Source organism: Streptomyces sp. NPDC048434, assembly GCF_043200375.1.
GTDB lineage: Bacteria > Actinomycetota > Actinomycetes > Streptomycetales > Streptomycetaceae > Streptomyces.
In genome coordinates, this window is record NZ_JBICXQ010000032.1 from 45,168 (window position 1) to 68,457 (window position 23,290).

The following is a 23,290-nucleotide window of genomic DNA, read 5'->3' on the forward strand; positions in this document are numbered from 1 at the left end:
GCGAAAAGGGTGCGGGCGCGAACGGTCTCACCGTCCGCGCCCGCACCCTTCCGGCACGCCGTCGCGGGCCACGCCCACGCTCAGCCGCGCAGCGCCGCCCCCGTCCGCTCCACGGCCGCCGCGACCGCCGCGTCACGGGCCGCCGAGGCCTCCTCAGCCGTCAGCGTCCGGTCGGCGGCGCGGAAGCGCAGCGCATACGCCAGCGACTTCTTGCCCGCGCCGATCTGCTCACCGGTGAAGACGTCGAACAGCCGCAGCGACTCCAGCAGTTCACCCGCACCCTCGCGCAGCGCGCCCTCCACCTCCGCGGCCGGAACGGTGTCGTCGACCACGAGGGCGACATCCTGGGTCGCGACCGGGAACGCCGAGATCTGCGGGGCGCGCAGCGGTCCGGCGCCGGCCCGCTCCAGACGGTCCAGGTCGATCTCCATCGCGCAGGTGCGCTCGGGCAGGGCAAGCGTCTTGATGACCCGCGGGTGCAGCTCACCGGCGTTGCCCACGAGGATCTCCTCACCGTCGGCGACGGCGAGCAGCGCCGCGCAGCGGCCCGGGTGGAACGGCGCATGCTGATCCTGACGGATGATCAGCTCGACGCCCGCCTCCCGCGCGACCGTACGGCCCGCCTCGACGGCGTCCGCCCAGGTCGCCGGGTATCCGCCGCCCCACCAGCCGGCCTGCTCACGGGCTCCGGCGAGCACCACGGCGGCGCGCCGCGGCTGCTGCGGAAGAGAGGCGTCCAGCGAGGCGATCTCGTCGTCGGTCGGCCGGCGGTCGACGACCAGCCGGCTGGCCGGCTGCTCGTCACCGGTCGCCCGGAAGACCGGTCCGGTCTCGAAGAGCGCCAGATCGTGCGTGCCCCGGCCGTAGTTGCGGCGCAGCGCGTTCAGCAGGCCCGGGATCAGTGTCGTGCGGAGGTCGGGCTCCTCGTCGGAGAGCGGGTTGACGAGGGTGACGGCCGCGCGGCGCGGGTCGTCGGGCTCGATGCCGAGCTGGTCGAGGACGTGCGAGCCGGTGAACGGGTAGTTCAGCGCCTCGACGTAGCCCGCGCCGGCCAGCACCCGGCCGACCCTGCGGTGCAGCCGCTGACGCTCGGTCAGCCCCCGGCCGGCCGGCGGCTTCGGGAGGGTGGCGGGCAGATTCTCGTAACCCTCCAGCCGGATGACCTCTTCGGCCAGGTCGTTCGGCTCGCTGAGGTCCGGCCGCCAGGACGGCACGGTCACGACCAGCTCGTCCTGCCCGTAGACGTCGCAGCCGACCTGCTGGAGGCGTCGGACGACGGTCTCCCGGCCGTAGGCGACACCGGCGACCTTGTCCGGGTGGTCGGCGGAGACGGTGATCGTGCGCGGCCCGCGGGGCGTGACGATCTCGGTGACGCCTTCCTCGGCGGTGCCGCCCGCGAGCAGCACCAGCAGGTCGACGGTGCGCTGCGCCGCGGCGGAAGCGGCCTCCGGGTCCACCCCGCGCTCGAAGCGCTTGGCGGCCTCCGAGGAGAGCTTGTGCCGACGCGCCGTACGGGCGATGGAGAGCGCGTCGAAGTGCGCGGCCTCGATCACAACGTCGGTGGTGCCGCTGAGCCGGCCGGTCTCGGAGTCGGTGGCCGCACCCGCGATCTCGGTGTTGGCGCCGCCCATGACACCCGCGAGGCCGATGGGGCCGCGGTTGTCGGTGATGACCAGGTCCGCGGCGTCGAGCACCCGCTTGCTGCCGTCCAGGGTGGTCAGCTTCTCGCCGGGGTTCGCCCGCCGGACGCCGATCGGGCCGTCCACGCTGGTGCGGTCGTAGGCGTGCAGCGGCTGGCCGAGCTCCAGCATCACGTAGTTGGTGATGTCGACGGCCAGCGAGACCGGACGCATCCCGGCCTTCTGCAGCCGGCGCTGCATCCACAGCGGGGTGCGCGCGCCGGGCTCCAGGCCGGTGACCGTACGGGCGGTGAAGCGGTCGCAGCCCATCGGGTCGGAGACCTGGACGGGGTAGCCGGCCGAGTTGGGCGGCGGCACGTCAAGCAGCGCCGGGTCGCGCAGCGGCAGGCCGTAGGCGGTGGCGGTCTCACGGGCGACACCGCGCATCGACAGACAGTAGCCGCGGTCCGGGGTGACGGCGATGTCCAGCACCTCGTCGACGAGCTCCAGCAGCTCGATGGCGTCGGTGCCCACCTCGTGCTCGGGCGGCAGCACGATGATGCCGCCCGAGCCGTCGTCGCCCATGCCCAGCTCGTCGCCGGAGCAGATCATGCCGTGCGAGGTCTTGCCGTACGTCTTGCGCGCGGCGATCTTGAAGTCGCCGGGCAGCACGGCGCCGGGGAGCACCACCACGACCTTGTCGCCGACGGAGAAGTTGCGGGCGCCACAGACGATCTCCTGCGGCTCACCGGTGCCGTTGGCGTCACCGACGTCGACGGTGCAGAAGCGGATGGGCTTCTTGAAGCCCTCCAGCTCCTCGATGGTCAGCACCTGGCCGACGACGAGCGGGCCCTTGAGGCCGTCGCCCACCCGCTCGACGGTCTCGACCTCCAGGCCGACAGCAATGAGCTTGGTCTGTACGTCACGGCCGGACTCGGTCGTCGGCAGGTCGACGTACTCCCGCAGCCAGGAAAGCGGGACCCGCATCAGATCTCCATCCCGAACGGCCGGGTGAACCGGACGTCGCCTTCGAACATGTCACGCATGTCTTCCACGTTGTGCCGGAACATCAGCATCCGGTCGATGCCGAACCCGAAGGCGAAGCCGCTGTACTTCTCCGGGTCGACGCCGCAGGCGATGAGCACCTTGGGGTTGACCATTCCGCAGCCGCCGAGCTCGATCCAGCCCTCGCTGGAACAGGTGCGGCAGGGACGGTCGGGGTTGCCCACGGACGCGCCACGGCAGACGTAGCAGACCATGTCCATCTCGGCGGACGGCTCGGTGAACGGGAAGAAGTTCGGCCGCAGCCGGGTCTTCATGTCCGGGCCGAACAGCGCCCGGACCATGTGGTCGAGGGTGCCCTTGAGGTCGGCCATGGTCAGGCCCTCGTCGACGGCGAGCAGCTCGATCTGGTGGAAGACCGGGGAGTGCGTGGCGTCCAGCTCGTCGGTGCGGTAGACCCGCCCCGGGCAGACGACGTACACCGGCGGCTCGCGGTCGACGAGCGTACGGGCCTGGACCGGCGAGGTGTGGGTACGCAGCACGACGCCGGACTCGTCGTCGGTGCCGTTGCCCTGGACGAAGAAGGTGTCCTGCATCTGGCGCGCCGGGTGGTCGGGCACGAAGTTGAGGGCGTCGAAGTTGAACCACTCCGCCTCGACCTCGGGGCCCTCGGCGACCTCGTAGCCCATGGCCACGAAGACGTCCGCGACCCGCTCCATGAACGTGGTCAGCGGGTGCCGGGCGCCGGCCGGGGTGCGGTCGTAGGGCAGCGTGACATCCACCGCCTCCTCGACCAGCACACGGGCGTCGCGCTCCGCCTCCAGCTCCTCCTGGCGGGCCTTGAGCGCCTGGTTCACCCGGCCACGGGCCTGGCCGACGCGCTTGCCGGCGTCCGCCTTGGCGTGTGGCGGCAGGGCGCCGATCTCACGGTTGGCGAGCGCGAGCGGCGAGCGGTCGCCGGTGTGCGCGACCTTCACCTCACGCAGCTCCTCGAGATCGGCCGCGGCGGCGATGGCGGCCAGCGCCTCGTCCAGCCGTGCGGTGATCTCTTCCGGTTTCAGGGCTTCGACCTCGACAGGGTCGTACGACTTATTGGGTGCGGACATCTCTTCCCGTGCTTCCGGTGGACTGGCTTGGCTTGGCTCGCGTCGCCTCGGCTCCTCGATCGCAAAGGCCGGAGGCCGAGCCCGCGCTGTGCCCGCGATGCCTGTGCGCCAAAGGTGCCAAAGGTCAAGTCTAAGGGGGACGGGCCGCGCGGCCGGTCCGCACCCCGTGCGGGGCGCCCGCCGCGTTCTCCTCAGGCCATGAAGGCCGGGGCCGCGACGGGCAGGCTAAATCGGAACTGCGCGCCGCCGGCCGGCGCCCGGCCGACCGTGATCGTCCCGCCGTGGGCCTCGACGATGCCCTTGACGATATAGAGGCCCAGGCCCGTGCCGCCGCGCTTGCTGCCCCGCCAGAAGCGGGTGAACACGCGGCTCATCGATTCCTCCGGGATGCCGGGGCCCTCGTCGCTCACGGTGACGCTCGTCCCCTCCGTGCTGGTCGCATCCGATACCGGTCCGACCTCGATGGTGACGGTTCCCTCGCCGTGGCGCACCGCATTTTCCAGCAGGTTGCCCAGTACCTGGTCGACCTTGTCCGGGTCCGCCCACAGATCGGGCAGCGGTTCCAGCATCCGGATCAGGAAGCGGTCCGGGCGCTGGCCCGCGGTGGTCTGCGCCTGGACGTGCCGGCGGACCGCGGCGCTCATGTCGACCCGCTGGCGGCGCACCTCCAGCCGACCGGAGTCGATCCGGGAGATGTCCAGCAGCTCGGCGATCAGGCGGGTGACGCGGTTGGCGTCGGCGTCCACCGTCTCCAGCATCAGCCGCTTCTGGTCGTCGGTGAAGCGTTCCCACTTCTGGAGGAGGGTGGCGGTGAAGCCCTTGACGGAGGTCAGCGGCGAGCGCAGTTCATGGGCGACGGTGGCGATCAGCTCGGCGTGGCTGAGCTCCGTACGGCGCCGGGCCTCGGTGCCGCGCAGCGCGATCACCAGCCGCTGGACGGGACCCGTCGGCCGGCTGCGGACGTAGCGGGCGGAGACCAGCACCTCGCGGCCGCCGAGCAGCAGATTGCGCTCGGGCTGGCCGCGGCGGATGGCGAGCCCGCCGTAGGGATCGGTGAGCCGCCACCAGCGGCGGCCCTCGATGTCCTGCAGCGGCAGGGCGTGCTCCAGGGGGCGGCCGAGCGCGTCTTCGGGGGTGATGTCGGTGATCTTGGCGGCCGCGGAGTTGAAGCAGATCACCCGGCCGGTCTCGTCGGCGACGACCAGACCGTCGGGGAGATCGTCGGGATCCAGTCCCAGACCGGCTCCCAGGGCGTCCGGACCCGCGGCGGTGGCGGGCGACGCCCCCCGTTCCGGTCCGTCGGACGGGCAGCTGTCAGCCGTCACTGCGGTGCCGGAAGTCCTCACACTCATCCCCGTTACCCCCTTCCGGGCCCCCGAGCACGCAAGCCTACTAGCTCGGATCGGAAGTGCCGCGGAGTTCCGGAGGACGCCCCTCAGGCGGGTGACACCGCGCGGCATCCGCCGGGGGTGCGCTGTGCCCGGGCGGAGGCGTAGAGGCAGACCGCGGCGGCCGTCGCGAGGTTGAGGCTCTCGGCCCTGCCGTGGATGGGGACCCGTACCACCGCGTCCGCCAGCGCCCGGGTCTCCTCCGGCAGCCCCCATGCCTCGTTGCCGAAGACCCAGGCGGTGGGCCCGCCCATCGAGCCGGTGTCCAGCTCGGCGTCCAGGTCGCGGTCGCCCGCACCGTCGGCGGCGAGGATCCGTACGCCGGCGGCCTGGAGCCCGCCCACCACCCGCTCGACCGGGACGCCCACCGCGACCGGGAGGTGGAAGAGCGAACCCACCGAGGCCCGTACGGACTTGGGGTTGTACAGGTCCACGGAGGCGTCGGTCAGCACGACGGCGTCCGCGCCCGCGGCATCCGCGCAGCGCAGCACCGTGCCGGCGTTGCCGGGGTCGCGGACGTTGGCCAGCACCGCGATCAACTGCGGGCGGGCGGCGAGGATTTCCTCGAACGGCGAGTCGAGGAACTCGCAGACGCCGAGCAGGCCCTGCGGGGTGACGGTCTGGGAGATGTCGGCGACGGTCCTGTCATCGGCGAAGTGGACCCGCACCCCGGCCGCGCGGGCCGCCTCGACGATCTCGGTGTGCCGCTCGGCGGCCTCGACGGTGGCGAACAGCTCGATGAGCGTGGGCACGCCGCCCGTGCGGTGCGCGATCGCCTCGCGTACGGCCTGCGGGCCCTCGGCGATGAACCGGCGCTCCTTGCCGCGGAAGGCGCGGCGGGCCAGCCGCCGGGCGGCGGTGACACGCGGGGAACGCGGGGAGATCAGCTCGGGGGTGCCCATGGGCGGCGGCTCGCTTCTGTGGTTCGGTGCGTGGGGGCCCGGCCCGTCGGGAGCGACGTGGCCGGTCCGGAAAAGCGGCGGACCCGCAGGCCGGGGCCTGCGGGTCCGCACCACTACGTCGTCAGACCGAAGTTCAGGCAGCCTTCGGGGCGTTGATGTCGCTCGGAAGCGCCTTCTGGGCCACCTCGATGAGCGCGGCGAACGCGTTGGCGTCCGTCACCGCGAGGTCGGCCAGGATCTTGCGGTCCACCTCGACGTTGGCGGCCTTCAGACCCTGGATGAAGCGGTTGTACGTCATGCCGTTGGCGCGGGCAGCGGCGTTGATGCGCTGGATCCACAGCTGACGGAAGTCGCCCTTGCGCTTCTTGCGGTCGTTGTAGTTGTAGACGAGGGAGTGGGTGACCTGCTCCTTCGCCTTGCGGTACAGGCGGGAGCGCTGGCCACGGTAGCCGCTGGCCTGCTCGAGGATCGCCCGGCGCTTCTTGTGGGCGTTGACTGCCCGCTTGACGCGTGCCACTTGTTAACTCCTTGTAGCGGGGCCGTGGTTGTCGTCACACGGCCCGAATCGATTGAGTCCCGGTCCGAGTCGCGCGCCCCCTCTTGTCAGTGGGGCGCGGCGGCTCACTTGCCGAGAAGCTTCTTGATCTTCGCGGCGTCGCCCGGGGCCATCTCGGCGTTGCCGGTGAGGCGACGCGTCACGCGGGACGACTTGTGCTCGAGCAGGTGGCGCTTGCCGGCGCGCTCACGCAGCACCTTGCCGGAGCCGGTGACCTTGAAACGCTTGCTGGCACCGCTGTGCGTCTTGTTCTTCGGCATGCGCCGTTCTCTCCTCGTCAGTGGCGCTCCCGCAGGCACGAACCGGCAAGCGGGAGCGTCAGATGTATCGGTTGGTGTCCGGGGCGAGGTGCCCCGGATGGAATCCGGGGCGCACGCCTCGGGGATCACGCCTGGGCGTGCTCCTCGGTGGGCTCCTCGGCGGGCTCGTCCACGGACTGGTCCGCGGCAACTCCGCCCTGGCGCTCCGCCTTGCGGGCGGCCTGCGCCTCACGGGCTTCGGCCATCGCCTCGGTCTTCTTCTTGTGCGGACCGAGAACCATGATCATGTTTCGGCCGTCCTGCTTCGGATTCGACTCGATGAAGCCGAGGTCCTCCACGTCGGACGCGAGCCGCTGCAGCAGCCGGAAGCCCAGCTCGGGGCGGGACTGCTCGCGACCACGGAACATGATCGTGATCTTGACCTTGTCACCCTGCTTGAGGAACCGGACGACGTGACCCTTTTTGGTGTCGTAGTCGTGCGGGTCGATCTTCGGCCGGAGCTTCATCTCCTTGATGACCGTGTGCGCCTGGTTCTTGCGCGCCTCACGGGCCTTCATGGCCGACTCGTACTTGAACTTCCCGTAGTCCATGAGCTTGCAGACGGGCGGGCGAGCGTTCGCCGCCACCTCGACCAGGTCGAGGTCGTACTCCTGAGCAAGCTCAAGGGCCTTGGCAAGCGGAACAATCCCGACCTGCTCGCCGCTGGGACCGACAAGTCGCACTTCGGGAACGCGAATCCGGTCGTTGATGCGGGGCTCGGCGCTGATGGATCCTCCTCGGTAGCACCACGCGACGGCCTGGCGGACTGCCGCGTAACGTCTTATTCGGTGTGACCAACCGCGCCGGTACATGAAAAACGCCCCGGACGGGACACAGGCGGGGCTCCACATAGATCTGGAGCACCGTCGCGAAGTCTCCGCGGGGCGCAGCCGGACCGTTGACCCGCCAACCTGAGGTCGGCCGGGTGGGAGATCGGAGCCTCCACTTGTGGGCCGGTCACATGCGTGTCCGGCCGGTCGGAACACCAGAATACACGAGTCAAGGGGGTGGCACCCACTCCTGTGCTGACGCGGCCGCGCCCCGCGTCCAGGATGACACTCCCGGACGCGGGGCCCGGTCCCCCTGCCCATAGGCTGGAGCCGACCCCTCAGCAGGAAGAAGCCCGAAGACATGAGCGACCAGACACCGCAGCAGCCCGACGTACCGAACGCGGCGAACCCTGACTTCGACTCCATGACCCGTGACATCGCCGAGGTGCCCGCGGTCGAGGTGATCACCACGGTCGCGGTGCATCTGATGAGTTCGGCGGCGGTCAACCTCGGGCTCGCCGAGGAGGGCGCGGCGCACAAGGACCTGGACGAGGCGCGCAAGCTCATCCAGGCGCTGGCCGGGCTGGTCACCGCCAGCGCCACCGAGATCGGCTCGTACCACGCGGCGCCGCTGCGGGACGGTCTGAAGTCGCTGCAGCTGGCGTTCCGCGAGGCCTCGGTGGTGCCGGACGAGCCGGGTCAGGGCCCCGGGGAGAAGTTCACCGGCCCGGTCCACGGCTGAGCCGCGCGCCGGGATCGGCGGACGACGAGCCCCGGCCGGGGAACGGCCGGGGCTCGTCGTGTGTGGGGCGTCCGTCGGGCGTGCCCGTCAGTCGGATTCCGTCGTGGGTTGGTGCGGCATCGAGTCGTCGGCGACGAGGACCGGCTCGTGCGGCGGGTGGGTGATCTGGTGGACCACCGCCGCGATGGCGCCGCCGATCAGTGGCGCGATGATGAACAGCCACAGCTGGGTGATGGCCGCGCCGCCCGCGAACAGCGCCGGGCCGATGGAGCGTGCCGGGTTCACGGAGGTGCCGTCCAGGGGGATGCCGATGAGGTGGACGGTGGACAGGGCCAGGCCGATCGCCAGACCGTTGAAGCCGATCACGGCCACCTTGTGGGTGACCGACAGCCACACGTAGACCAGCAGGAAGGTCATCACTATCTCGGCGACGAAGGCACCGCCGAGGTTGAGGTGCACCGCCGAGCGGTCGCCCCAGCCGTTCGTGCCGAAGGAGGCATGGGTCTGCAGTCCCGGGACCTGCCGGGCCACCAGGAAGAGCAGCGCCGAGCCGACGATGGCGCCGACCACCTGGGCGATCCAGTACTCGGCGGCCGTCCGCAGCGTGAGCCGGCGGGCCAGCAGCATGCCGAGCGTCACGGCGGGGTTGAGGTGGCAGCCCGAGATCGGGCCGAGGGCGTAGGCAAGCGCCACCAAGGTGAAGCCGAAAGCCAGGGCGATGCCGAAGGTGCCGATGTATTCGCCCGCCAGCACGGCCGAGCCGACGGCGAAGAACACCAGGAGCAGCGTGCCGAGGAACTCGGATACGACCGTGCGGGTCAATACCCTCGAGATCTCCGTTTTCTCCATGGGGGGGGGCTCTCCTCGCGTGGATCTTGAGCTCTCCTCGCATTGTGCGGCCCTGGAGACGAACCCGCCCGTCGGCGGACGCGAGCCCGGCCGTCGCACCCGCGCCCCGGCCGTGGTGGGTCAGCGCCGGTAGAGCGGTTCACCGGCCGTCGTGGCACCGGGCGGCAGCAGGGCCAGATCCAGGCCCCGTACGAGCCGGGCGCGCAGGACCTCGTCGGCGGCCAGTACCCGGGCGAGGCGCTGGGCGACCTCGGCGGCCGGGGCGTCGGGGGCGAGGCCGAGGGCGAGGGTGGCGTCGGTTTCGGCGGACGGCGCGAGACGGGCGACGAGCACACCGGGCTCGGCGTCGAGCAGGGCGCGCAGGGCGTCGGTGACGGCCGGGTCGGCGAGCGGGTCGGCGCTCGTACGGCCCTCGGCCAGTGCGCGCAGGGCCGGTCCGGTGAGCTGGTAGGTGACCGGGCCCGCCAGGTCGACGACGACGGTGTCGGCCTGCTCGTGGGAGGCGGCGAGCAGGGCCTGCGGCAGCGGGACCGCGACGGGGCGGGCGTCGGCGCGCCAGCGCTGCAGGGTCTCCATGGAGGTGAAGGCGGGGAGGGCGCGGCGGCCGTCCGGGGCCTGGAGGGTGGGGACGGCCATATCGCTGGTCTTCTCGCGGCGCAGGCCGTCGGGTCCGGTCTCGACCTCGCCGAGGACGGCCACCACGGGCACGAGGACGCGTGCGCCGGCCAGCGCCGACAGGAGCCGGGGCTCGGTGCTCCGGTCGGATCCGTACGCCGCCAGGGCTGCCGCGAGCGCGGGGTCGGCGGAGCCGTCGTCGTCGGAGAAACCGGGGTCCGGGATGTTCTTCTGCACGACGTGAGCGTATCGGCCGGGGGTGAAGCCCTTGCCGTGCGGGCCGGTGGGGCGCCCGCGGTGGGCGGGTGTCGGTCAGTGCTGCGCGGGGCGGCGGCGCCAGAGGACGACGGCGGCCGTGAGGAGGACCAGGCCGGCGGCGCCGGCGGTCCAGGGCAGCCAGTTGACGGGGGCGTCCTCGGCGTCGTCGGCGGTGGGGCCGGGGCCGAAGTAACGGGTGGCGTAGCCGGCGGGGGCCGGCTTCTGCGGGGTGGGCTTGAGATCTGCCGCGGCCTGGAGGGCGGCGGCGGGGTCGATCAGGCCGGCGCCGTAGTCGTCGTCGCGGCCGCCCTCGGGCTTGTCCTGGGCGGTGAAGGTCAGCAGCCGGCGGATCTGGGCCGGGCTCAGGTCGGGGTGTGCGGAGCGGATCAGGGCGACGGCGCCGGAGACGAACGCGGCGGCGGGGCTGGTGCCCCAGCCCGAGAGGTAGCCGTCGTCGGTGTCGGCCATGACGATGTCGAAGCCGGGCGCGCTGACCGTGGCGTACCAGTGACGGGTGGAGAACCGGGCCCGGCCCCCCAGATGGGTGACGGCGGTGGCCGCGATCACCCCCGGGTAGGCGGCCGGGTAGGAGACGTGGTTGCCCTTCAGGCCGCCGTTGCCCGCGGAGGCGACGACGGGGATGCCCTTGCCGAGGGCGTACTGGATGGCGGCGTCCTCGCGCGGCTCGGGGTGCGCGGATTCGCTGTCGTCACCCAGCGACATATTGATCACGTCGGCGCCGTGGTCGGCGGCCCAGCGGATGCCGTCGGCGAGCGCGCCCGCCTTCTCGGTGCGGGCCCGCTCGCGCTGGGAGTCGCTGTCTTCGAGGATCACCCGTACCGGCAGGATCTTGGCGGCCGGGGCGAGCCCGAGCACTCCGTTCTCGCGGCCCGCGCCATGGCCGTGCCCCACGATGATGCTGGCCATTCCGGTGCCGTGCCGGGCCCAGGCGGAGTCTCCGGGTCCGGCGCCGAAGCCGACCAGGTCCTGCTCGGGCCGTACCTGGCCTTCGAGGTCGGGGTGGTTGGCGTCCACACCGGTGTCCAGGACGGCGACGGTGACGCCCTCGCCCTTGGTGGTGCGCCAGGCCTGCTGGGCGTGGACGGCCTGGAGGGCCCACTCCTGGGCGCGCAGGGCGTCGGCCTGTGCGGGGACGGCGGGCAGTACGGCGAGCACCGCGGAGGCCAGGGCAAGGGCGGCGCCGCGCAGCGCGGTCTTCGTCATGACGAGGCGTCCCTTTTCTGTGTCGGGCTGCCGGCCGCCTTGCGGAAGTCCGCCTCGATCCGGTCCGCCAGGTCCTTCGCGTCGTGGCCCAGGCCGGCTTCGGCCGGGGCGGTGGTGGTGCCGGGCCGGATCGCGGCCTCGGCGGGCTGCGGCTCGCTGAACGTGCGGCCGTCGGCGAAGCCGGAGACGGCGTAGACGACGGCCGGGATGTCGGTGAGCACCCGGACGGTCCAGCTGGCCCGCTGGGCGCGCCCGAAGTCCGCGGCCGGGGTGTCCTTGGCCGCGTACGGCAGCGGCATCAGGTCCGTGCGGATGCCCAGGTTCTTGGTGCTGAAGCGGGTGTTGAGGGCCATCATCCCGGCCTGGTCGGCCTTGGTGATCTGCGCGCCGACCGTGATGACCGCGCTGCGGGTGGCATCGGCGTAGGTGGCGCGCAGCAGACGGACGCAGCCTGCCGGGGCGAGCGCGGTGGCCAGCTTCGGGTCGTACGCGCCGGTGCAGCCGCCGTCGGGGGCGACGGCGATCCGGGTCCAGGTCCGGTCGGCGCCGCCGGGGCCGACGCCCAGGCCGTTGACGGTGCGCGGGAAGAGGGTGTCGACGGGGGTGTCGTGCCAGACGTCGCGGCCCTTGGCGAAAACGGCCTCGGCCGTGGGCGGGGCGCCGGAGGCGTCGTCGGTGAGCCGGCTCCCGGCCACCGCGCCGCCGATGAGGCCGATGCCGAGGACCAGGCAGACCGCGGCGGCGGGCACCTGGCGGCCGGGACGGCGGGAGGAGGCGGGCGGTGCGCCGGGGGCGGGCACAACTCCCTGCGGAGGGAGCGGAGTCCGGGGCCACGGCACCGCTGACGGGCCCTCGGCCGCCGGCCTGGGCGGCATGCTGCCGGGCGGGGTGGCGGAGGCGGACCTGCGGGTGCGCGGCGGAGTGCCCGGCCCGGCGCCGGCGCCGCGTTCACCGGCCCCGCTCCACAGCTCCTGGCTGTTGGCCAGATGGAAGGCGGCGGTGTCGCGGAAGGCGGCGGGTTGTGAGCGGCCGGGGCCGGCCGGACCGGTGGGGGCCGAGGGGCCGGGTGCGCGGTCCTGGCGGGGCGGCAGCGGCGCACCGGCGGCGGGTGGCCGGACACGGGGCGGGACGGTGGGGCGGGGCGGGACGGTGTGCGCGCCGGAGCCGGACGGGGCGGCGGGCGCGGACGGCGGTACCGACGGCTCGGGCGGCACCCGGCGCAGCACGGCCGTCTGCGGGTCCTCGGCCGGCTCCGGCGCCGCGGCAGCGGTGGGCCGCCGGGGTGGCTGCGGGGGTATGGGTGGGATGTGTCGCGCATCGGCGAATTCAGCGTCGGTGCTCACCCGCGCTCCCCCTTGCGCCGCTGACCTCCGAGCCCGATCCGCAATCGGGGCACGGTGGTTCGTATCCGGACAACACGCCGCTGACCTGCTGTTGCGGTGTCGAGCCACTCTAAGGGCTGGCGCCGTCGGCGCTCCAACCCATGTCCGCTCTGTCGCAATCTCCCCCCTACCCAGTGGTAGGCGGGTCTGGCAGGCTGCGGCCATGCCCCCGCACACAGTCGATACGTATGGCGACAAAGCCCGTTACGACCGGGCCACCGCCCACCTCGACGCGCCGCTGGCCGTCGTCGACCTGCAGGCCTTCGACGCCAACGCCGCCGATCTGGTGCGCCGTTCGAAGGGGAAGCCGGTCCGGGTGGCGAGCAAGTCGGTGCGCTGCCGGGCGCTGCTGGAGCGGGTGCTGGCGCGGGACGGCTTCGCGGGGATCATGAGTTTTACGCTCGGGGAGTCGCTGTGGCTGGCGCGCTCGGGCTTCACGGACATCCTGCTGGCCTATCCGTCGGTGGACCGGGCGGGCTTCGCCGAGCTGACCGGTGACCCGAAGCTCGCCGCCGCGGTGACGGTGATGGTCGACGATCCGGCGCAGCTGGATCTGATCGATGCGGCCCGGCCGGCCGGCGGGGCGGGCGAGGAGGTGCGGGTGTGCCTCGAACTCGACACCTCCTACCGGCTGATGAGCGGGAAGGTGCGGGTCGGTGCCCGCCGTTCACCGCTGCGGGCACCCGCCCAACTGGCCGCGCTGGCCCGGGCGGTGGTGCGCCGGCCCGGTTTCCGGCTGGTGGGACTGATGGCGTACGAGGGACATGTGGCCGGTGTGGGCGACGAGGTCGCCGGCAAGCCGGTGTTCTCGCGGGCGATCCGGGTGATGCAGGCGGCGGCGCGCAAGGAGCTGGCGCAGCGACGCTGGGAGGCCGTACGGGCGGTGCGGGCGGTGGCGCCGGGCCTGGAGTTCGTCAACGGCGGCGGGACCGGCAGCGTGCAGCACACCGCCGCGGAGGCGGCGGTCACCGAGATCGCGGCCGGGTCGGGGCTGTACGTTCCGCGGCTGTTCGACAACTTCCGTTCGTTCAGCGGGCGTCCGGCGGCGCTGTTCGCCCAGCCCGTGGTGCGCCGCCCGGGTGCCGGAGTGGTCACGGTGCTGGGCGGCGGTTATCCGGCGTCCGGGGCGGCGGGTCCGGACCGGCTGCCGGTGCCGTATCTGCCGGCCGGGCTGCGCTACGACCCGCAGGAGGGCCCCGGCGAGGTGCAGACCCCGTTGCTGGGTCCGGCCGCCGACGAGCTGCGGATCGGCGACAAGGTGTGGTTCCGGCATGCGAAGGCCGGTGAGCTGTGTGAGCGGTTCACGGAGCTGGCGCTGATCGACGGGGACCGGGTGGTGCAGACGGTGCCGACCTACCGCGGCGAGGGCCACGCCTTTCTCTGACCTGGCGCGGCCCTCGCCCTGCGAGCGGTGCGCTCAGTACACCGTGTCCTTCTGGTCCGGGATCACCGAGCCGCCGGGGCGGTGGACCGGGCCGAGGGTGCCGTCCGGCCGGGTGTAGCCCGTGGTCGCGCACGGGTACGGGTCGGCCTGGCGCTTCTTCGGCTCGATGAACATCGGGTTGACGAGCCAGCGGTGGTCGCTGTTGTCGTACGCCCGGCACATCAGCTCGGCCTTGTTGCGGTTGATGGCCAGGTGCCCGGCGGTGGCATCGCCGACGAAGGTCACATCGGTCTCGGCGTCGCCCGCCGCGAAGGCGGGACGGTGCGCCCGGTCCTGCTTCTGCCAGGCCTTGGCGCCCTTGACGTGGAAGATCTCCTGGTTGATCCAGCAGCGCTTGCCGTCCATGTACGTCAGGACCTCGCCGTTGGTGTCCTTGACGTCGCCGCAGCCCTGGACGCCGGTGGTGAGCCGGCCGTCGCGGACGAGGTTGCGGATGCCGATGGTGTGCTCGCGGTCGATTCCCACGCCGGGCGCCCAGGCGCGGACCAGCGGCTCTGCCGAAGCGGAGACGATGTAGACGCGGAAGCCGGCCTTCTTGAGGGTGTGGATGAGGTCGCGCTGCTGGTCGTAGTAGCGGACGTACCCCTCCATCGTGTGCGTGCCGACCTTCTGCTGCGTACCGATCGGCGCGGCGAGGTTCTGGGCGCGGGCGGCGCGGGCGAACCCGGTCAGCTGCGCGGGGCTGTGCCCGGCGAACAGCTGGGTGATCCAGACGTACTCGGGGACGGTGCGGCGGTGGTTCCACTCGCCGGTGAACGCCTTCTTGCCGGTGGAGGTCTTGGCGTCCTGGTAGACGTCGAGGATCTCGTCGGTGCAGCCGGTGTCGGTCGACGTCGGCAGCGGGTGGCCGGCGGGCACGGAGGTGCCGCAGGCCTTGGTGAGGGCACTGGCGGCGTCAGCGGTCAGCCACTTGTTGGTGGCCTTCCAGCTCGCGGGGCGCAGCACCTTGTCGTGCCGCAGCATCCAGGCCAGCGTGGCGTCGGAGATGTCGTTCTTGACGACGGTGTTGTCCCAGTCGAAGGTCGCGACCGGCCGCGCGCCGTCGGAGCCGGCGCAGGTGCCGCGCTCGTCGATCATCTTCTGCAGCTTGGCACGGTTGTCGCCGTACCAGCCCTTGGTCACATGGAGGGTGGGGCAGTGGCGCGGGGCGGGGCCCGCCGTGGCCGTTTGGGCGGCCACGACGCCGCCACCCACGACCGCGAGGGCAGCACCCGCTGCAAGCCAGCGACGCTTGGTGAGCATGGAACGCACTCCTGTCGAACGAGGATCCGAAGGCGGACGCTAGCGCATGGCGGCCGGGCGTCGTGCGACGTCCGGCCGCCATGGTGCTGACGCAGGTGAACAGCGGCCGGTTACACCGGGGTGACGTACGCGCCCGCGATACCGCCGTCGACCAGGAACTCGGCGGCGTTGACGAACGAGGAGTCGTCGCTGGCGAGGAAGGCGACGGCGGCGGCGATCTCCTCGGGCTCGGCGAACCGGCCGACGGGGACGTGCACCAGGCGGCGCGCGGCGCGCTCCGGGTCCTTGGCGAACAGCTCCTGCAGGAGCGGGGTGTTGACCGGTCCGGGGCACAGGGCGTTGACCCGGATGCCCTCGCGGGCGAACTGCACGCCCAGTTCGCGGGACATGGACAGCACGCCGCCCTTGGAGGCGGTGTAGCTGATCTGGGAGGTGGCGGCGCCCATCACGGCCACGAAGGACGCGGTGTTGATGATGGAGCCGCGGCGCTGGTCGCGCATGTAGGGCAGCGCATGCTTGCAGCAGAGGTAGACCGAGGTGAGGTTGACCTCCTGGACGCGCTTCCAGGCGTCCAGTCCGGTGGTGAGGATCGAGTCGTCGTCGTCCGGGGAGATCCCGGCGTTGTTGAAGGCGATGTCGACCGAGCCGTAGGTGTCGAAGGCGGTCTTGTAGAGCGCCTCGACCTGGTCGGAGTCGGTCACATCGACCTGGACGAAGAGGCCGCCGACCTCCGCGGCGGCGGCCTTGCCCGCCGCCTCGTCGATGTCGGCGCAGACGACGTTGGCACCTTCGGAGGCCAGTCGGCGGGCGGTGGCCAGGCCGATGCCGCTGCCGGCTCCGGTGATCACGGCGGTACGGCCGACGAGGCGGCGGCACACTGCGGTCTGGTCGGTCACTTGGTCTCCTCTGTGCTGATGAAGATGTTCTTGGTCTCGGTGAAGGCGGTCAGCGCGTCCGGGCCCAGTTCACGGCCGAGGCCGGACTGCTTGAACCCGCCGAAGGGGGTCCAATAGCGCACTGCGCTGTGGGAGTTGACGGAGAGGTTTCCGGCCGCGACGCCGCGCGAGACCCGCAGGGCGCGGCCGACGTCACGGGTCCACAGCGAGCCGGCCAGGCCGTAGTCGCCGGCGTTGGCGAGCCGCACCGCGTCGGCCTCGTCGTCGAAGGGGAGGACGACGGCGACCGGGCCGAAGATCTCCTCGACGGCCGTACGGTCCTCGGGGCGTCCCTCCAGGACGGTGGCCGGGTACCAGAAGCCCTTGCCCGCGGGCGCCTCGCCGCGGATGGCGGCCGGGGCGTCCTCGGGGACGTAGGACCGCACCCGCTCGCGCTGGGCGGCGGAGATCAGCGGACCCATCCGGGTCGCGGGGTCGGCCGGGTCGCCGGCGGTGAACGCCTTGACCTCGGGCTCCAGCAGCTCCATGAAGCGGTCGTAGACGGCACGCTGGACGAGGATGCGGCTGCGGGCGCAGCAGTCCTGGCCGGTGTTGTCGAGGAAGGAGCCGGGGGCGGCGGCCGCGGCCGCTTCGAGGTCGGCGTCGGCGAAGACGATGTTGGGGCTCTTGCCGCCGAGTTCGAGGGTGAGCCGCTTGGTCCGGGCCGCGCAGCGGGCGGCGATCTGCCGGCCGGTGGTGGTGGAGCCGGTGAAGACGACCTTGGCGACGCCGGGGTGGTCGACCAGCGCGGTGCCGGTGACCGGTCCCTCGCCGGGCAGGACCTGGAAGAGGCCCTCGGGCAGCCCCGCCTCCAGGGCGAGCTCGGCGAGCCGGAGCGCGGTGAGCGGGGTGGTCTCGGCGGGCTTGAGGAGAACGGCGTTGCCGGCCGCGAGCGCGGGGGCGGTACCCCAGGCGGCGATCGGCATCGGGAAGTTCCAGGGGGCGATGACGGCGACGACGCCCAGCGGCTCCTGGACGGTGATGTTCAGGCCGCCGGAGACGGGGATCTGGGTGCCGTTCAGGCGCTCCACTCCCCCGGCCGCGAAGTGCAGCAGATCGCGGACGTTGCCCGCTTCCCACCGGGCGTTGCCCAGCGGGTGGCCGGCCTCCTTCAGTTCGAGCGCGGCGAGCGGCTCGATGTGCGCGTCGACGACCTCGGCGAAGCGGCGCAGGATGCGGGCCCGGTCCCCGGGTGCCACCGCCGCCCAGGCCTCCTGGGCGGCGGCGGCCCGCCGGACCGCGGCGTCGACCTCTTCGGGGGAGGTGGTGGGGACGGTGGCCACCACCTCCTCGGTCGCCGGGTTGAGGATGTTCAGCTCGTGCAGACCAGTGGACACGGTCAGGTTCCTTACATGCGCTCGAAGGAGCGGAAGCGCTCCCAGTCCGTGACGGCGGCGTCGTAGGCGTCCTGCTCGACGCGCGCCATGTGGCGGTAGTGGTCGACGACCTCGTCGCCGAACGCCGCCCGGGCGATCGGGCTCTGCTCCCACAGCTCGGCGGCCTCGCGCAGCGTCGTGGGGACGTGGGCGGCGTCGCCGGTGTAGGCGTTGCCGGTGGTCGCCTCGGGGAGTGCCAGCTCGTGCTCGATGCCGTACAGGCCCGCCGCGACCATGCCGGCGACCGCGAGGTAGGGGTTCACATCGCCGCCGGGCAGGCGGTTCTCCAGACGGTGGGCGCGGCCGTGGCCGACCACCCGCAGGGCGCAGGTGCGGTTGTCGGGGCCCCAGGCGACGGCGGTGGGCGCGAAGGAGCCGGGGCGGAAGCGCTTGTAGGAGTTGATGTTGGGCGCGTAGAGGAGCGTGAAGTCACGCATCGCGGCGGCCTGGCCCGCCAGGAAGTGCTGCATGGTCTGCGACATGCCGTACGGGCCGTTCTCGTCGGCCAGCACCGGGCGGCCGTCCGCGTCCTGCAGCGAGAGGTGGATATGACAGGAGTTGCCCTCGCGCTCGTCGTACTTCGCCATGAAGGTGAGCGACATGCCCTCCTGGGCGGCGATCTCCTTGGCGCCGGTCTTGTAGATGGAGTGCTGGTCGCAGGTGGTGAGCGCCTCGTCGTAGACGAACACGATCTCGTGCTGGCCGAGGTTGCACTCGCCCTTGGCGGACTCGACGGTCATGCCGGCCGCGCCCATCTCGTTGCGGATCCGGCGCAGCACCGGTTCGACCCGGCCGGTGCCGAGGACCGAGTAGTCGGCGTTGTACTGGTTGGCCGGGTTCATCTCGCGGTAGCCGCGTGACCAGGCGTCTTCGTAGGTGTCCTTGAAGAGCATGAACTCCAGCTCGGTGCCCGCGTGGGCGCTCCAGCCGCGCTCGGCGAGCCGGTCGAGCTGGCGGCGCAGGATCTGCCGCGGGGAGGCGACGACCGGGGAACCGTCGTGCCAGGCCAGGTCGGCGGTGATCAGGGCGGTGCCGGGGTTCCAGGGGGTACGGCGCAATGTGCCGGGGTCGCCGTGCATGGCGAAGTCGCCGTAGCCGCGTTCCCAGGAGGACATCGCATAGCCCTCGACGGTGTTGAGGTCGACGTCGACGGCGAGGAGGTAGTTGCAGCCCTCCGTGCCGTGTTCGAGGACGGTGTCGAGGAAGTATCGGGCCGCGAACCGCTTGCCCTGGAGCCTGCCTTGCATATCGGTGAAGGCGAGGACGACAGTGTCGATCTCCCCGGCGTCGACGAGGACCCTGAGCTCCTCGACGGAGAGTGGGGGCGTGCGGTCTGCCACGGTATTGCCTCCTGTCACTGCATCCGGAGGTCATAAGGTAGGCACACGAACCATTGATTGGGAAGGGGTATCGATGGACGAGGCGGCTGACCGGCTGGCACCCGTACTGCGGCCGGTGCGGGCGGGCAACGGTTTCGAGGAGGCGCTGGAGCAGATACTCCAGATCGTCCGGCTCGGCCTGGTACCCCAGGGCGAACGGCTGCCCGCCGAGCGGGAGTTGGCCGAGCGGCTGCAGATCAGCCGGGTCACCCTGCGCGAGGTACTGAAGGTACTCCAGGACGAGGGCCTGGTGGAGAGCCGGCGCGGGCGCTACGGCGGCACGTTCGTACGGGTGCGCACGGAGAACCACGGCGAGGCCGAGCTGCGGCGCCGGATCGAGAAGGTCGACGTCGAGGACACCCTGCGCTTCCGGGAGGTGCTGGAGGTGGGCGCGGCCGGGCTGTGCGCGGCCCACGGGCTGTCCGACGAGCAGAGCGGCCGACTGCGGGCGGCGCTCGCGGCGACCCAGGACGCGCCGCTCGCCGACTACCGCCGGCGCGACACCCTGCTGCATCTGACCCTCGCCGAGCTGTCCGGCTCCTCGTCGCTGGCGGCGCAGTACGCGGCGGTACGGGCGGGCGTGAACGACCTGCTGGACTGCATCCCGCTGCTGGTGCGCAATCTGGAGCACTCCCAGGCACAGCACGGCGCGCTGGTCGAGGCGGTCATGGAGGGCGACGCGGACGGCGCGCGCGAGGTGATGCGCGAGCACTGCGGCGGCACGGCGGCACTGCTGCGCGGCTTCCTCTCGTGAGGCGTGCGAAACCCGCCTGTTACGAGATTTTCCCGCCGGGGTCTTGCGCTCAGCCGACCCGGAGACAAAGGTATCGGCCCATACCTTTGTTGCGGGGCTGGTAGCGGTTCCCGTACCTGCCGCGGATTATCGAGGCCCTCGGAGGCGTTGTGTCGACCAACGAGCATGTGACGAGCCCGGACCAAGAACATCGAACCCCTCAGCTGTCCAGCGACGAACAACGCCTCCACGAGCTCGGCTACGCCCAGGAGCTGGCCCGCTCGATGTCGGCGTTCTCGAACTTCGCCGTCTCGTTCACGATCATCTCGGTCCTCTCCGGCTGTCTGACGCTGTACGGCTTCGGCATGAACACGGGCGGGCCCGCCATGATCACCTGGGGCTGGCCACTGGTCGGCCTCATGACGCTGTTCGTGGGCCTGGCGATGGCCGAGGTCTGTTCCAGCTTCCCAACGGCGGGTGGCCTGTACTACTGGGCGGCGAAGCTGGCCCCCTCGCACGGCCCGGCGTGGTCCTGGTTCACCGGCTGGTTCAATTTCCTCGGCCAGGTCGCGGTGACCGCGGGTGTCGACTTCGGCGCCGCGTCCTTCATGAACGCGCTGCTGGACCTGCAGTTCGGCTTCACCGCCACCCCGGCGCACACCATCCTGCTGTTCGGCATCGTGCTGCTGGCCCACGGCCTGCTGAACACCCTCGGCGTGAAGCTGGCCTCCCTCCTCAGCAACATCAGCGTGTGGTGGCACGTCTTCGGTGTGCTGGTCATCGTGGGCGCCCTGGTCGTGGTGCCCTCGAAGCACCAGTCCGCCTCCTTCGTCTTCACCCACTTCACCAACAACACCGGCTGGCACTCCAGCCTCTACGTCGGACTGCTGGGGCTGCTGCTCGCGCAGTACACCTTCACCGGCTATGACGCCTCGGCGCACATGACCGAGGAGACGCACGACGCGGCCAAGGCCGGCCCCCGCGGCATCGTGATGTCGATCCTGGTCTCCCTGGTCGCCGGCTGGGTGCTGCTGGTCGGCATCACCTTCGCCATCCAGAACTACGACGGCGCGCTGGCCAGCAAGACCGGCGTGCCCCCGGCACAGATCTTCATCGACGCGCTGGGCGCCACCGGCGGCAAGCTGCTCCTCCTGGTCGCCATCGGCGCCCAGTTCTTCTGCGGCATGTCGTCGGTCACCGCCAACTCGCGCATGATCTACGCCTTCTCGCGGGACGGCGCGCTGCCCGGCTCGCAGCTGTGGCACCGCATCAACAAGCGGACCAAGACGCCGACCAACGCGGTGTGGCTGGCCGCCGGCGGCGCCTTCGTGCTGGGCCTGCCGTACCTGTGGAACGCCACGGCGTACGCGGCCGTCACCTCGATCGCCGTGATCGGCCTCTACATCGCCTACGTCCTGCCGGTCATCCTCCGCCTGCTCCAGGGCGACCGCTTCGAGCGCGGGCCCTGGCACCTCGGCCGCTGGAGCAAGCCCATCGGCGTCATCGCCGTCGGCTGGACGCTGATCATCTCCGTCCTCTTCATGCTCCCGACCACCAGCCCGGTCACGGCGGAGACCTTCAACTACACCCCGCTCGCCGTCCTCCTGGTCCTCGGCTTCGCCGGCACCTGGTGGCTGGTGTCGGCCCGCAAGTGGTTCACCGGCCCGAAGGTCCAGGGCACGGCGGAGGAGCTGGCCGCCATCGAGCACGAACTGGAATTCTGACGGCCGAGCCGGAACGCAGAGCAGGAACGCACCAGCGCCACATCGGAGGATCCGTGTCCCAGCCCCTCATCGGCATCAGCACGTACCAGGAAGAGGCCCGGTGGGGGGTGTGGACCCTGCCCGCCGCTCTGGTGCCCGCCGGATATCCGAAGCTGGTGCAGCGCTCGGGCGGGCTGGCCGCGCTGCTGCCGCCGGGCGATCCGGCCACGGCCGCCGCGGCCGTGGCCCGCCTGGACGGGCTGGTGATCGCCGGCGGCGCGGATGTGCAGCCGGCGCGCTACGGCGCGGAGCCGCACCCCAGGACCGGCCCGCCCGCCCTGGACCGGGACGCCTGGGAACTGGCCCTGATCGAGGCCGCGTTGGCGGGCGGGGTACCGCTGCTGGGCATCTGCCGCGGACTCCAGCTGCTGAACGTGGTGCTGGGCGGCACCCTCGTCCAGCACCTCGACGGGCATGCCGGTGCCCCCGGAGTCTTCGACCGGCACGACATCAAGCCGGTCCCCGGGACACTGCTGGGCCGTACGCTGCCCGAGGCGGTCTCCGTACCGACCTACCACCACCAGGCCGTGGACCGGATCGGCCGCGGGCTGGTGCCGTCCGCCCATGCGGAGGACGGCACCATCGAGGCGCTGGAACTCCCGGGCGCGTACGGCTTCACCCTGGCGGTGCAGTGGCACCCGGAGGCCGGGGACGACACCCGGGTGATGGACGCCCTGGTGGCGGCGGCGCGCGGGGCGACCCCCGGGGAGTGACCGGGACGGGCCGGTCCGAAGGGCCGCGGCGACCCGCTCACGGAGCCCGGCGGGTCAGCCCCAGCAGCTCGCGGGCCGGTCCTGCGGGCCGCTGACCGGCGGGCCACACGGCGCGCAGCTCGCGGGCGAGCCGCAGCTCGCGCACCGGAATCTCGACCAGCCGACGAGCGGTCAGCTCCTCACCGACGGCGAGCTCGCTGAGGACGGACGGTGCCGCCTCGCTCACCACGGCCGCCTTCACGGCGGTGGTCGAGGCGAGTTCGAGGAGCGGTTCGGCCAGCCCGCCGTGCCGGGCGAGCGCCGCATCCAGCACCTGGCGGGTCCCCGAGCCCCGCTCGCGCAGGATCAGCGGGGTGGCGGCGAGTTCGGCGGCGGTCAGGTCCGTCCGGCGCCGGGCCCAGGGGTGGGACGGGGCGGCGACCACGACCAGCCGGTCATGCCCGATGACCGTCCCGTCCAGCCCCGCCGGGATCTGCAGCCCCTCCACGAATCCGAGGTCCGCCTCGCCCCCCAGCAGCCGCTCGGCCACCGCGCTGGAATTGCCCGCAAACAGCGATACGGCGGTCCCGGGCCGCTGCGCGCGCAGGGCGATCAGCCACCCCGGCAGCAGATACTCGGCGATGGTCATGCTGGCCGCGACCCGCAGCCGCGAATCGCGCTGCCCCCGCAGCGCCTGCGCACCGGCGTCGAAGGCCTCGGCGGCCTCCACCACCCGGCGCGCCCAGTCCGTCACCAGGGCGCCGGCGTCCGTCAACCGGGAGCCGCGCGGCGAGCGTTCGACCAGCGCCACCCCCAACTGCCGCTCCATCGACCGGATCCGGCTGCTGGCCGCGGGCTGGGAGATGCCCCGCGCCCTTGCGGCCCGCCCCAGACTGCCGAGCCGGGCGACGGCGAGCAGCAGCTCCAGCGCACCGAGATCCGGGACCCGGTGCGACAGCGACACGACGGCGGGCTCGGCCTCACCACCCATAAGTCCCCCTGCACATAACCCCA

General features: G+C 72.2%; 21 protein-coding genes. 5 read left to right on the forward strand and 16 right to left on the reverse strand.

From position 1 onward, the window contains the following. Positions 1 to 80: 80 nt before the first annotated feature. The 7 genes from pheT to infC all read right to left on the reverse strand — a co-directional run bounded on the left by pheT (position 81) and on the right by infC (position 7,684). On the reverse strand, positions 81 to 2,606 hold the full coding sequence (pheT, locus tag ACGFWI_RS31730; protein ID WP_393909489.1) for a phenylalanine--tRNA ligase subunit beta: 2,526 nt from the start codon (positions 2,604 to 2,606) through the stop codon (positions 81 to 83). Further along, a complete protein-coding gene (gene pheS, locus ACGFWI_RS31735) occupies positions 2,606 to 3,727 on the reverse strand; it encodes a phenylalanine--tRNA ligase subunit alpha (protein ID WP_393909490.1) in 1,122 nt (373 codons plus the stop codon). Before pheS ends, pheT begins: the two co-directional genes overlap by 1 nt. 191 nt (positions 3,728 to 3,918) lie before the next feature. Continuing rightward, the gene (locus tag ACGFWI_RS31740) at positions 3,919 to 5,079 is read right to left on the reverse strand and encodes an ATP-binding protein (RefSeq protein WP_393909491.1); all 1,161 of its coding nucleotides are present in this window, start codon (positions 5,077 to 5,079) and stop codon (positions 3,919 to 3,921) included. 83 nt (positions 5,080 to 5,162) lie between these two features. Then, positions 5,163 to 6,017 (reverse strand): TrmH family RNA methyltransferase, encoded by an 855-nt coding sequence (locus ACGFWI_RS31745; RefSeq protein ID WP_393909492.1) that lies wholly within the window; start codon positions 6,015 to 6,017, stop codon positions 5,163 to 5,165. Between the two features lie 133 nt (positions 6,018 to 6,150). Beyond that, positions 6,151 to 6,534, reverse strand: coding sequence for a 50S ribosomal protein L20 (gene rplT, locus ACGFWI_RS31750; RefSeq protein ID WP_393909493.1), 384 nt, complete (start codon positions 6,532 to 6,534; stop codon positions 6,151 to 6,153). Positions 6,535 to 6,638: 104 nt separating this feature from the next. Further along, positions 6,639 to 6,833 (reverse strand): 50S ribosomal protein L35, encoded by a 195-nt coding sequence (gene rpmI / locus ACGFWI_RS31755; protein ID WP_016576627.1) that lies wholly within the window; start codon positions 6,831 to 6,833, stop codon positions 6,639 to 6,641. A gap of 125 nt (positions 6,834 to 6,958) precedes the next feature. After that, positions 6,959 to 7,684, reverse strand: a complete 726-nt coding sequence (gene infC / locus ACGFWI_RS31760) for a translation initiation factor IF-3 (protein ID WP_393909494.1) — start codon at positions 7,682 to 7,684, stop codon at positions 6,959 to 6,961. Between the two features lie 319 nt (positions 7,685 to 8,003). Between infC and ACGFWI_RS31765 the strand changes: the two genes are divergently transcribed. Beyond that, entirely contained in the window at positions 8,004 to 8,384 is a 381-nt protein-coding gene (locus tag ACGFWI_RS31765; RefSeq protein WP_393321909.1) for a DUF1844 domain-containing protein, read from the forward strand. Between the two features lie 87 nt (positions 8,385 to 8,471). Here the strand turns inward: ACGFWI_RS31765 and ACGFWI_RS31770 are convergent, their stop codons facing one another. The 4 genes from ACGFWI_RS31770 to ACGFWI_RS31785 form a co-directional block, all read right to left on the reverse strand. Next, positions 8,472 to 9,233 (reverse strand): MIP family channel protein, encoded by a 762-nt coding sequence (locus ACGFWI_RS31770; RefSeq protein ID WP_393909495.1) that lies wholly within the window; start codon positions 9,231 to 9,233, stop codon positions 8,472 to 8,474. Between the two features lie 120 nt (positions 9,234 to 9,353). Next, the gene (locus ACGFWI_RS31775; protein ID WP_393909496.1) at positions 9,354 to 10,085 is read right to left on the reverse strand and encodes an SseB family protein; all 732 of its coding nucleotides are present in this window, start codon (positions 10,083 to 10,085) and stop codon (positions 9,354 to 9,356) included. 75 nt (positions 10,086 to 10,160) lie between these two features. Then, positions 10,161 to 11,330, reverse strand: coding sequence for a type VII secretion-associated serine protease mycosin (gene mycP / locus ACGFWI_RS31780; RefSeq protein WP_393909497.1), 1,170 nt, complete (start codon positions 11,328 to 11,330; stop codon positions 10,161 to 10,163). Then, positions 11,327 to 12,673: a hypothetical protein gene (locus tag ACGFWI_RS31785; protein ID WP_393909498.1), complete on the reverse strand. Its 1,347-nt coding sequence runs from the start codon at positions 12,671 to 12,673 to the stop codon at positions 11,327 to 11,329. The genes mycP and ACGFWI_RS31785 overlap by 4 nt, the downstream gene beginning before the upstream one ends. A 202-nt stretch (positions 12,674 to 12,875) precedes the next feature. On the opposite strand from ACGFWI_RS31785, the gene ACGFWI_RS31790 reads away from it, so the two are divergent. Further along, positions 12,876 to 14,096 (forward strand): amino acid deaminase/aldolase, encoded by a 1,221-nt coding sequence (locus ACGFWI_RS31790; RefSeq protein WP_393909499.1) that lies wholly within the window; start codon positions 12,876 to 12,878, stop codon positions 14,094 to 14,096. A gap of 33 nt (positions 14,097 to 14,129) precedes the next feature. Here the strand turns inward: ACGFWI_RS31790 and ACGFWI_RS31795 are convergent, their stop codons facing one another. The 4 genes from ACGFWI_RS31795 to ACGFWI_RS31810 form a co-directional block, all read right to left on the reverse strand. Beyond that, positions 14,130 to 15,398 (reverse strand): haloacid dehalogenase-like hydrolase, encoded by a 1,269-nt coding sequence (locus ACGFWI_RS31795; RefSeq protein ID WP_393909500.1) that lies wholly within the window; start codon positions 15,396 to 15,398, stop codon positions 14,130 to 14,132. 110 nt (positions 15,399 to 15,508) lie between these two features. Next, positions 15,509 to 16,294, reverse strand: coding sequence for a 3-oxoacyl-ACP reductase (locus ACGFWI_RS31800; protein WP_393909501.1), 786 nt, complete (start codon positions 16,292 to 16,294; stop codon positions 15,509 to 15,511). Further along, positions 16,291 to 17,670, reverse strand: a complete 1,380-nt coding sequence (locus ACGFWI_RS31805) for an aldehyde dehydrogenase family protein (RefSeq protein WP_393909502.1) — start codon at positions 17,668 to 17,670, stop codon at positions 16,291 to 16,293. Before ACGFWI_RS31805 ends, ACGFWI_RS31800 begins: the two co-directional genes overlap by 4 nt. Before the next feature lie 11 nt (positions 17,671 to 17,681). Continuing rightward, a complete protein-coding gene (locus tag ACGFWI_RS31810) occupies positions 17,682 to 19,049 on the reverse strand; it encodes a glutamine synthetase family protein (protein WP_393909503.1) in 1,368 nt (455 codons plus the stop codon). Positions 19,050 to 19,122: 73 nt separating this feature from the next. Here ACGFWI_RS31810 and ACGFWI_RS31815 point away from each other — a divergent pair, with 73 nt between their 5' ends. The 3 genes from ACGFWI_RS31815 (at position 19,123) to ACGFWI_RS31825 (ending at position 22,297) form a co-directional block, all read left to right on the forward strand. After that, entirely contained in the window at positions 19,123 to 19,842 is a 720-nt protein-coding gene (locus ACGFWI_RS31815) for a FadR/GntR family transcriptional regulator (RefSeq protein ID WP_393909504.1), read from the forward strand. Positions 19,843 to 20,105: 263 nt separating this feature from the next. Then, positions 20,106 to 21,545, forward strand: coding sequence for an amino acid permease (locus ACGFWI_RS31820; protein ID WP_393909543.1), 1,440 nt, complete (start codon positions 20,106 to 20,108; stop codon positions 21,543 to 21,545). Positions 21,546 to 21,598: 53 nt separating this feature from the next. Then, positions 21,599 to 22,297, forward strand: coding sequence for a gamma-glutamyl-gamma-aminobutyrate hydrolase family protein (locus ACGFWI_RS31825; RefSeq protein WP_393909505.1), 699 nt, complete (start codon positions 21,599 to 21,601; stop codon positions 22,295 to 22,297). A gap of 37 nt (positions 22,298 to 22,334) precedes the next feature. On the opposite strand, the gene ACGFWI_RS31830 is transcribed toward ACGFWI_RS31825, so the two are convergent. Then, a complete protein-coding gene (locus ACGFWI_RS31830) occupies positions 22,335 to 23,267 on the reverse strand; it encodes a LysR family transcriptional regulator (protein ID WP_393909506.1) in 933 nt (310 codons plus the stop codon). Positions 23,268 to 23,290 lie beyond the last annotated feature (23 nt).

What these genes read in the sequence shown, in the direction of transcription:
- ACGFWI_RS31765 (WP_393321909.1), top strand. Translation starts at nt 8,004, where the DNA reads ATGAGCGACCAGACACCGCAGCAGCCCGACGTACCGAACGCGGCGAAC.
- rpmI (WP_016576627.1), bottom strand. Translation starts at nt 6,833, where the DNA reads ATGCCGAAGAACAAGACGCACAGCGGTGCCAGCAAGCGTTTCAAGGTC.
- pheS (WP_393909490.1), bottom strand. Translation starts at nt 3,727, where the DNA reads ATGTCCGCACCCAATAAGTCGTACGACCCTGTCGAGGTCGAAGCCCTG.
- pheT (WP_393909489.1), bottom strand. Translation starts at nt 2,606, where the DNA reads ATGCGGGTCCCGCTTTCCTGGCTGCGGGAGTACGTCGACCTGCCGACG.
- ACGFWI_RS31790 (WP_393909499.1), top strand. Translation starts at nt 12,876, where the DNA reads ATGCCCCCGCACACAGTCGATACGTATGGCGACAAAGCCCGTTACGAC.
- ACGFWI_RS31745 (WP_393909492.1), bottom strand. Translation starts at nt 6,017, where the DNA reads ATGGGCACCCCCGAGCTGATCTCCCCGCGTTCCCCGCGTGTCACCGCC.
- infC (WP_393909494.1), bottom strand. Translation starts at nt 7,684, where the DNA reads ATGTACCGGCGCGGTTGGTCACACCGAATAAGACGTTACGCGGCAGTC.
- ACGFWI_RS31830 (WP_393909506.1), bottom strand. Translation starts at nt 23,267, where the DNA reads ATGGGTGGTGAGGCCGAGCCCGCCGTCGTGTCGCTGTCGCACCGGGTC.
- ACGFWI_RS31770 (WP_393909495.1), bottom strand. Translation starts at nt 9,233, where the DNA reads ATGGAGAAAACGGAGATCTCGAGGGTATTGACCCGCACGGTCGTATCC.
- ACGFWI_RS31820 (WP_393909543.1), top strand. Translation starts at nt 20,106, where the DNA reads ATGTCGGCGTTCTCGAACTTCGCCGTCTCGTTCACGATCATCTCGGTC.
- ACGFWI_RS31795 (WP_393909500.1), bottom strand. Translation starts at nt 15,398, where the DNA reads ATGCTCACCAAGCGTCGCTGGCTTGCAGCGGGTGCTGCCCTCGCGGTC.
- ACGFWI_RS31740 (WP_393909491.1), bottom strand. Translation starts at nt 5,079, where the DNA reads ATGAGTGTGAGGACTTCCGGCACCGCAGTGACGGCTGACAGCTGCCCG.
- ACGFWI_RS31815 (WP_393909504.1), top strand. Translation starts at nt 19,123, where the DNA reads ATGGACGAGGCGGCTGACCGGCTGGCACCCGTACTGCGGCCGGTGCGG.
- mycP (WP_393909497.1), bottom strand. Translation starts at nt 11,330, where the DNA reads ATGACGAAGACCGCGCTGCGCGGCGCCGCCCTTGCCCTGGCCTCCGCG.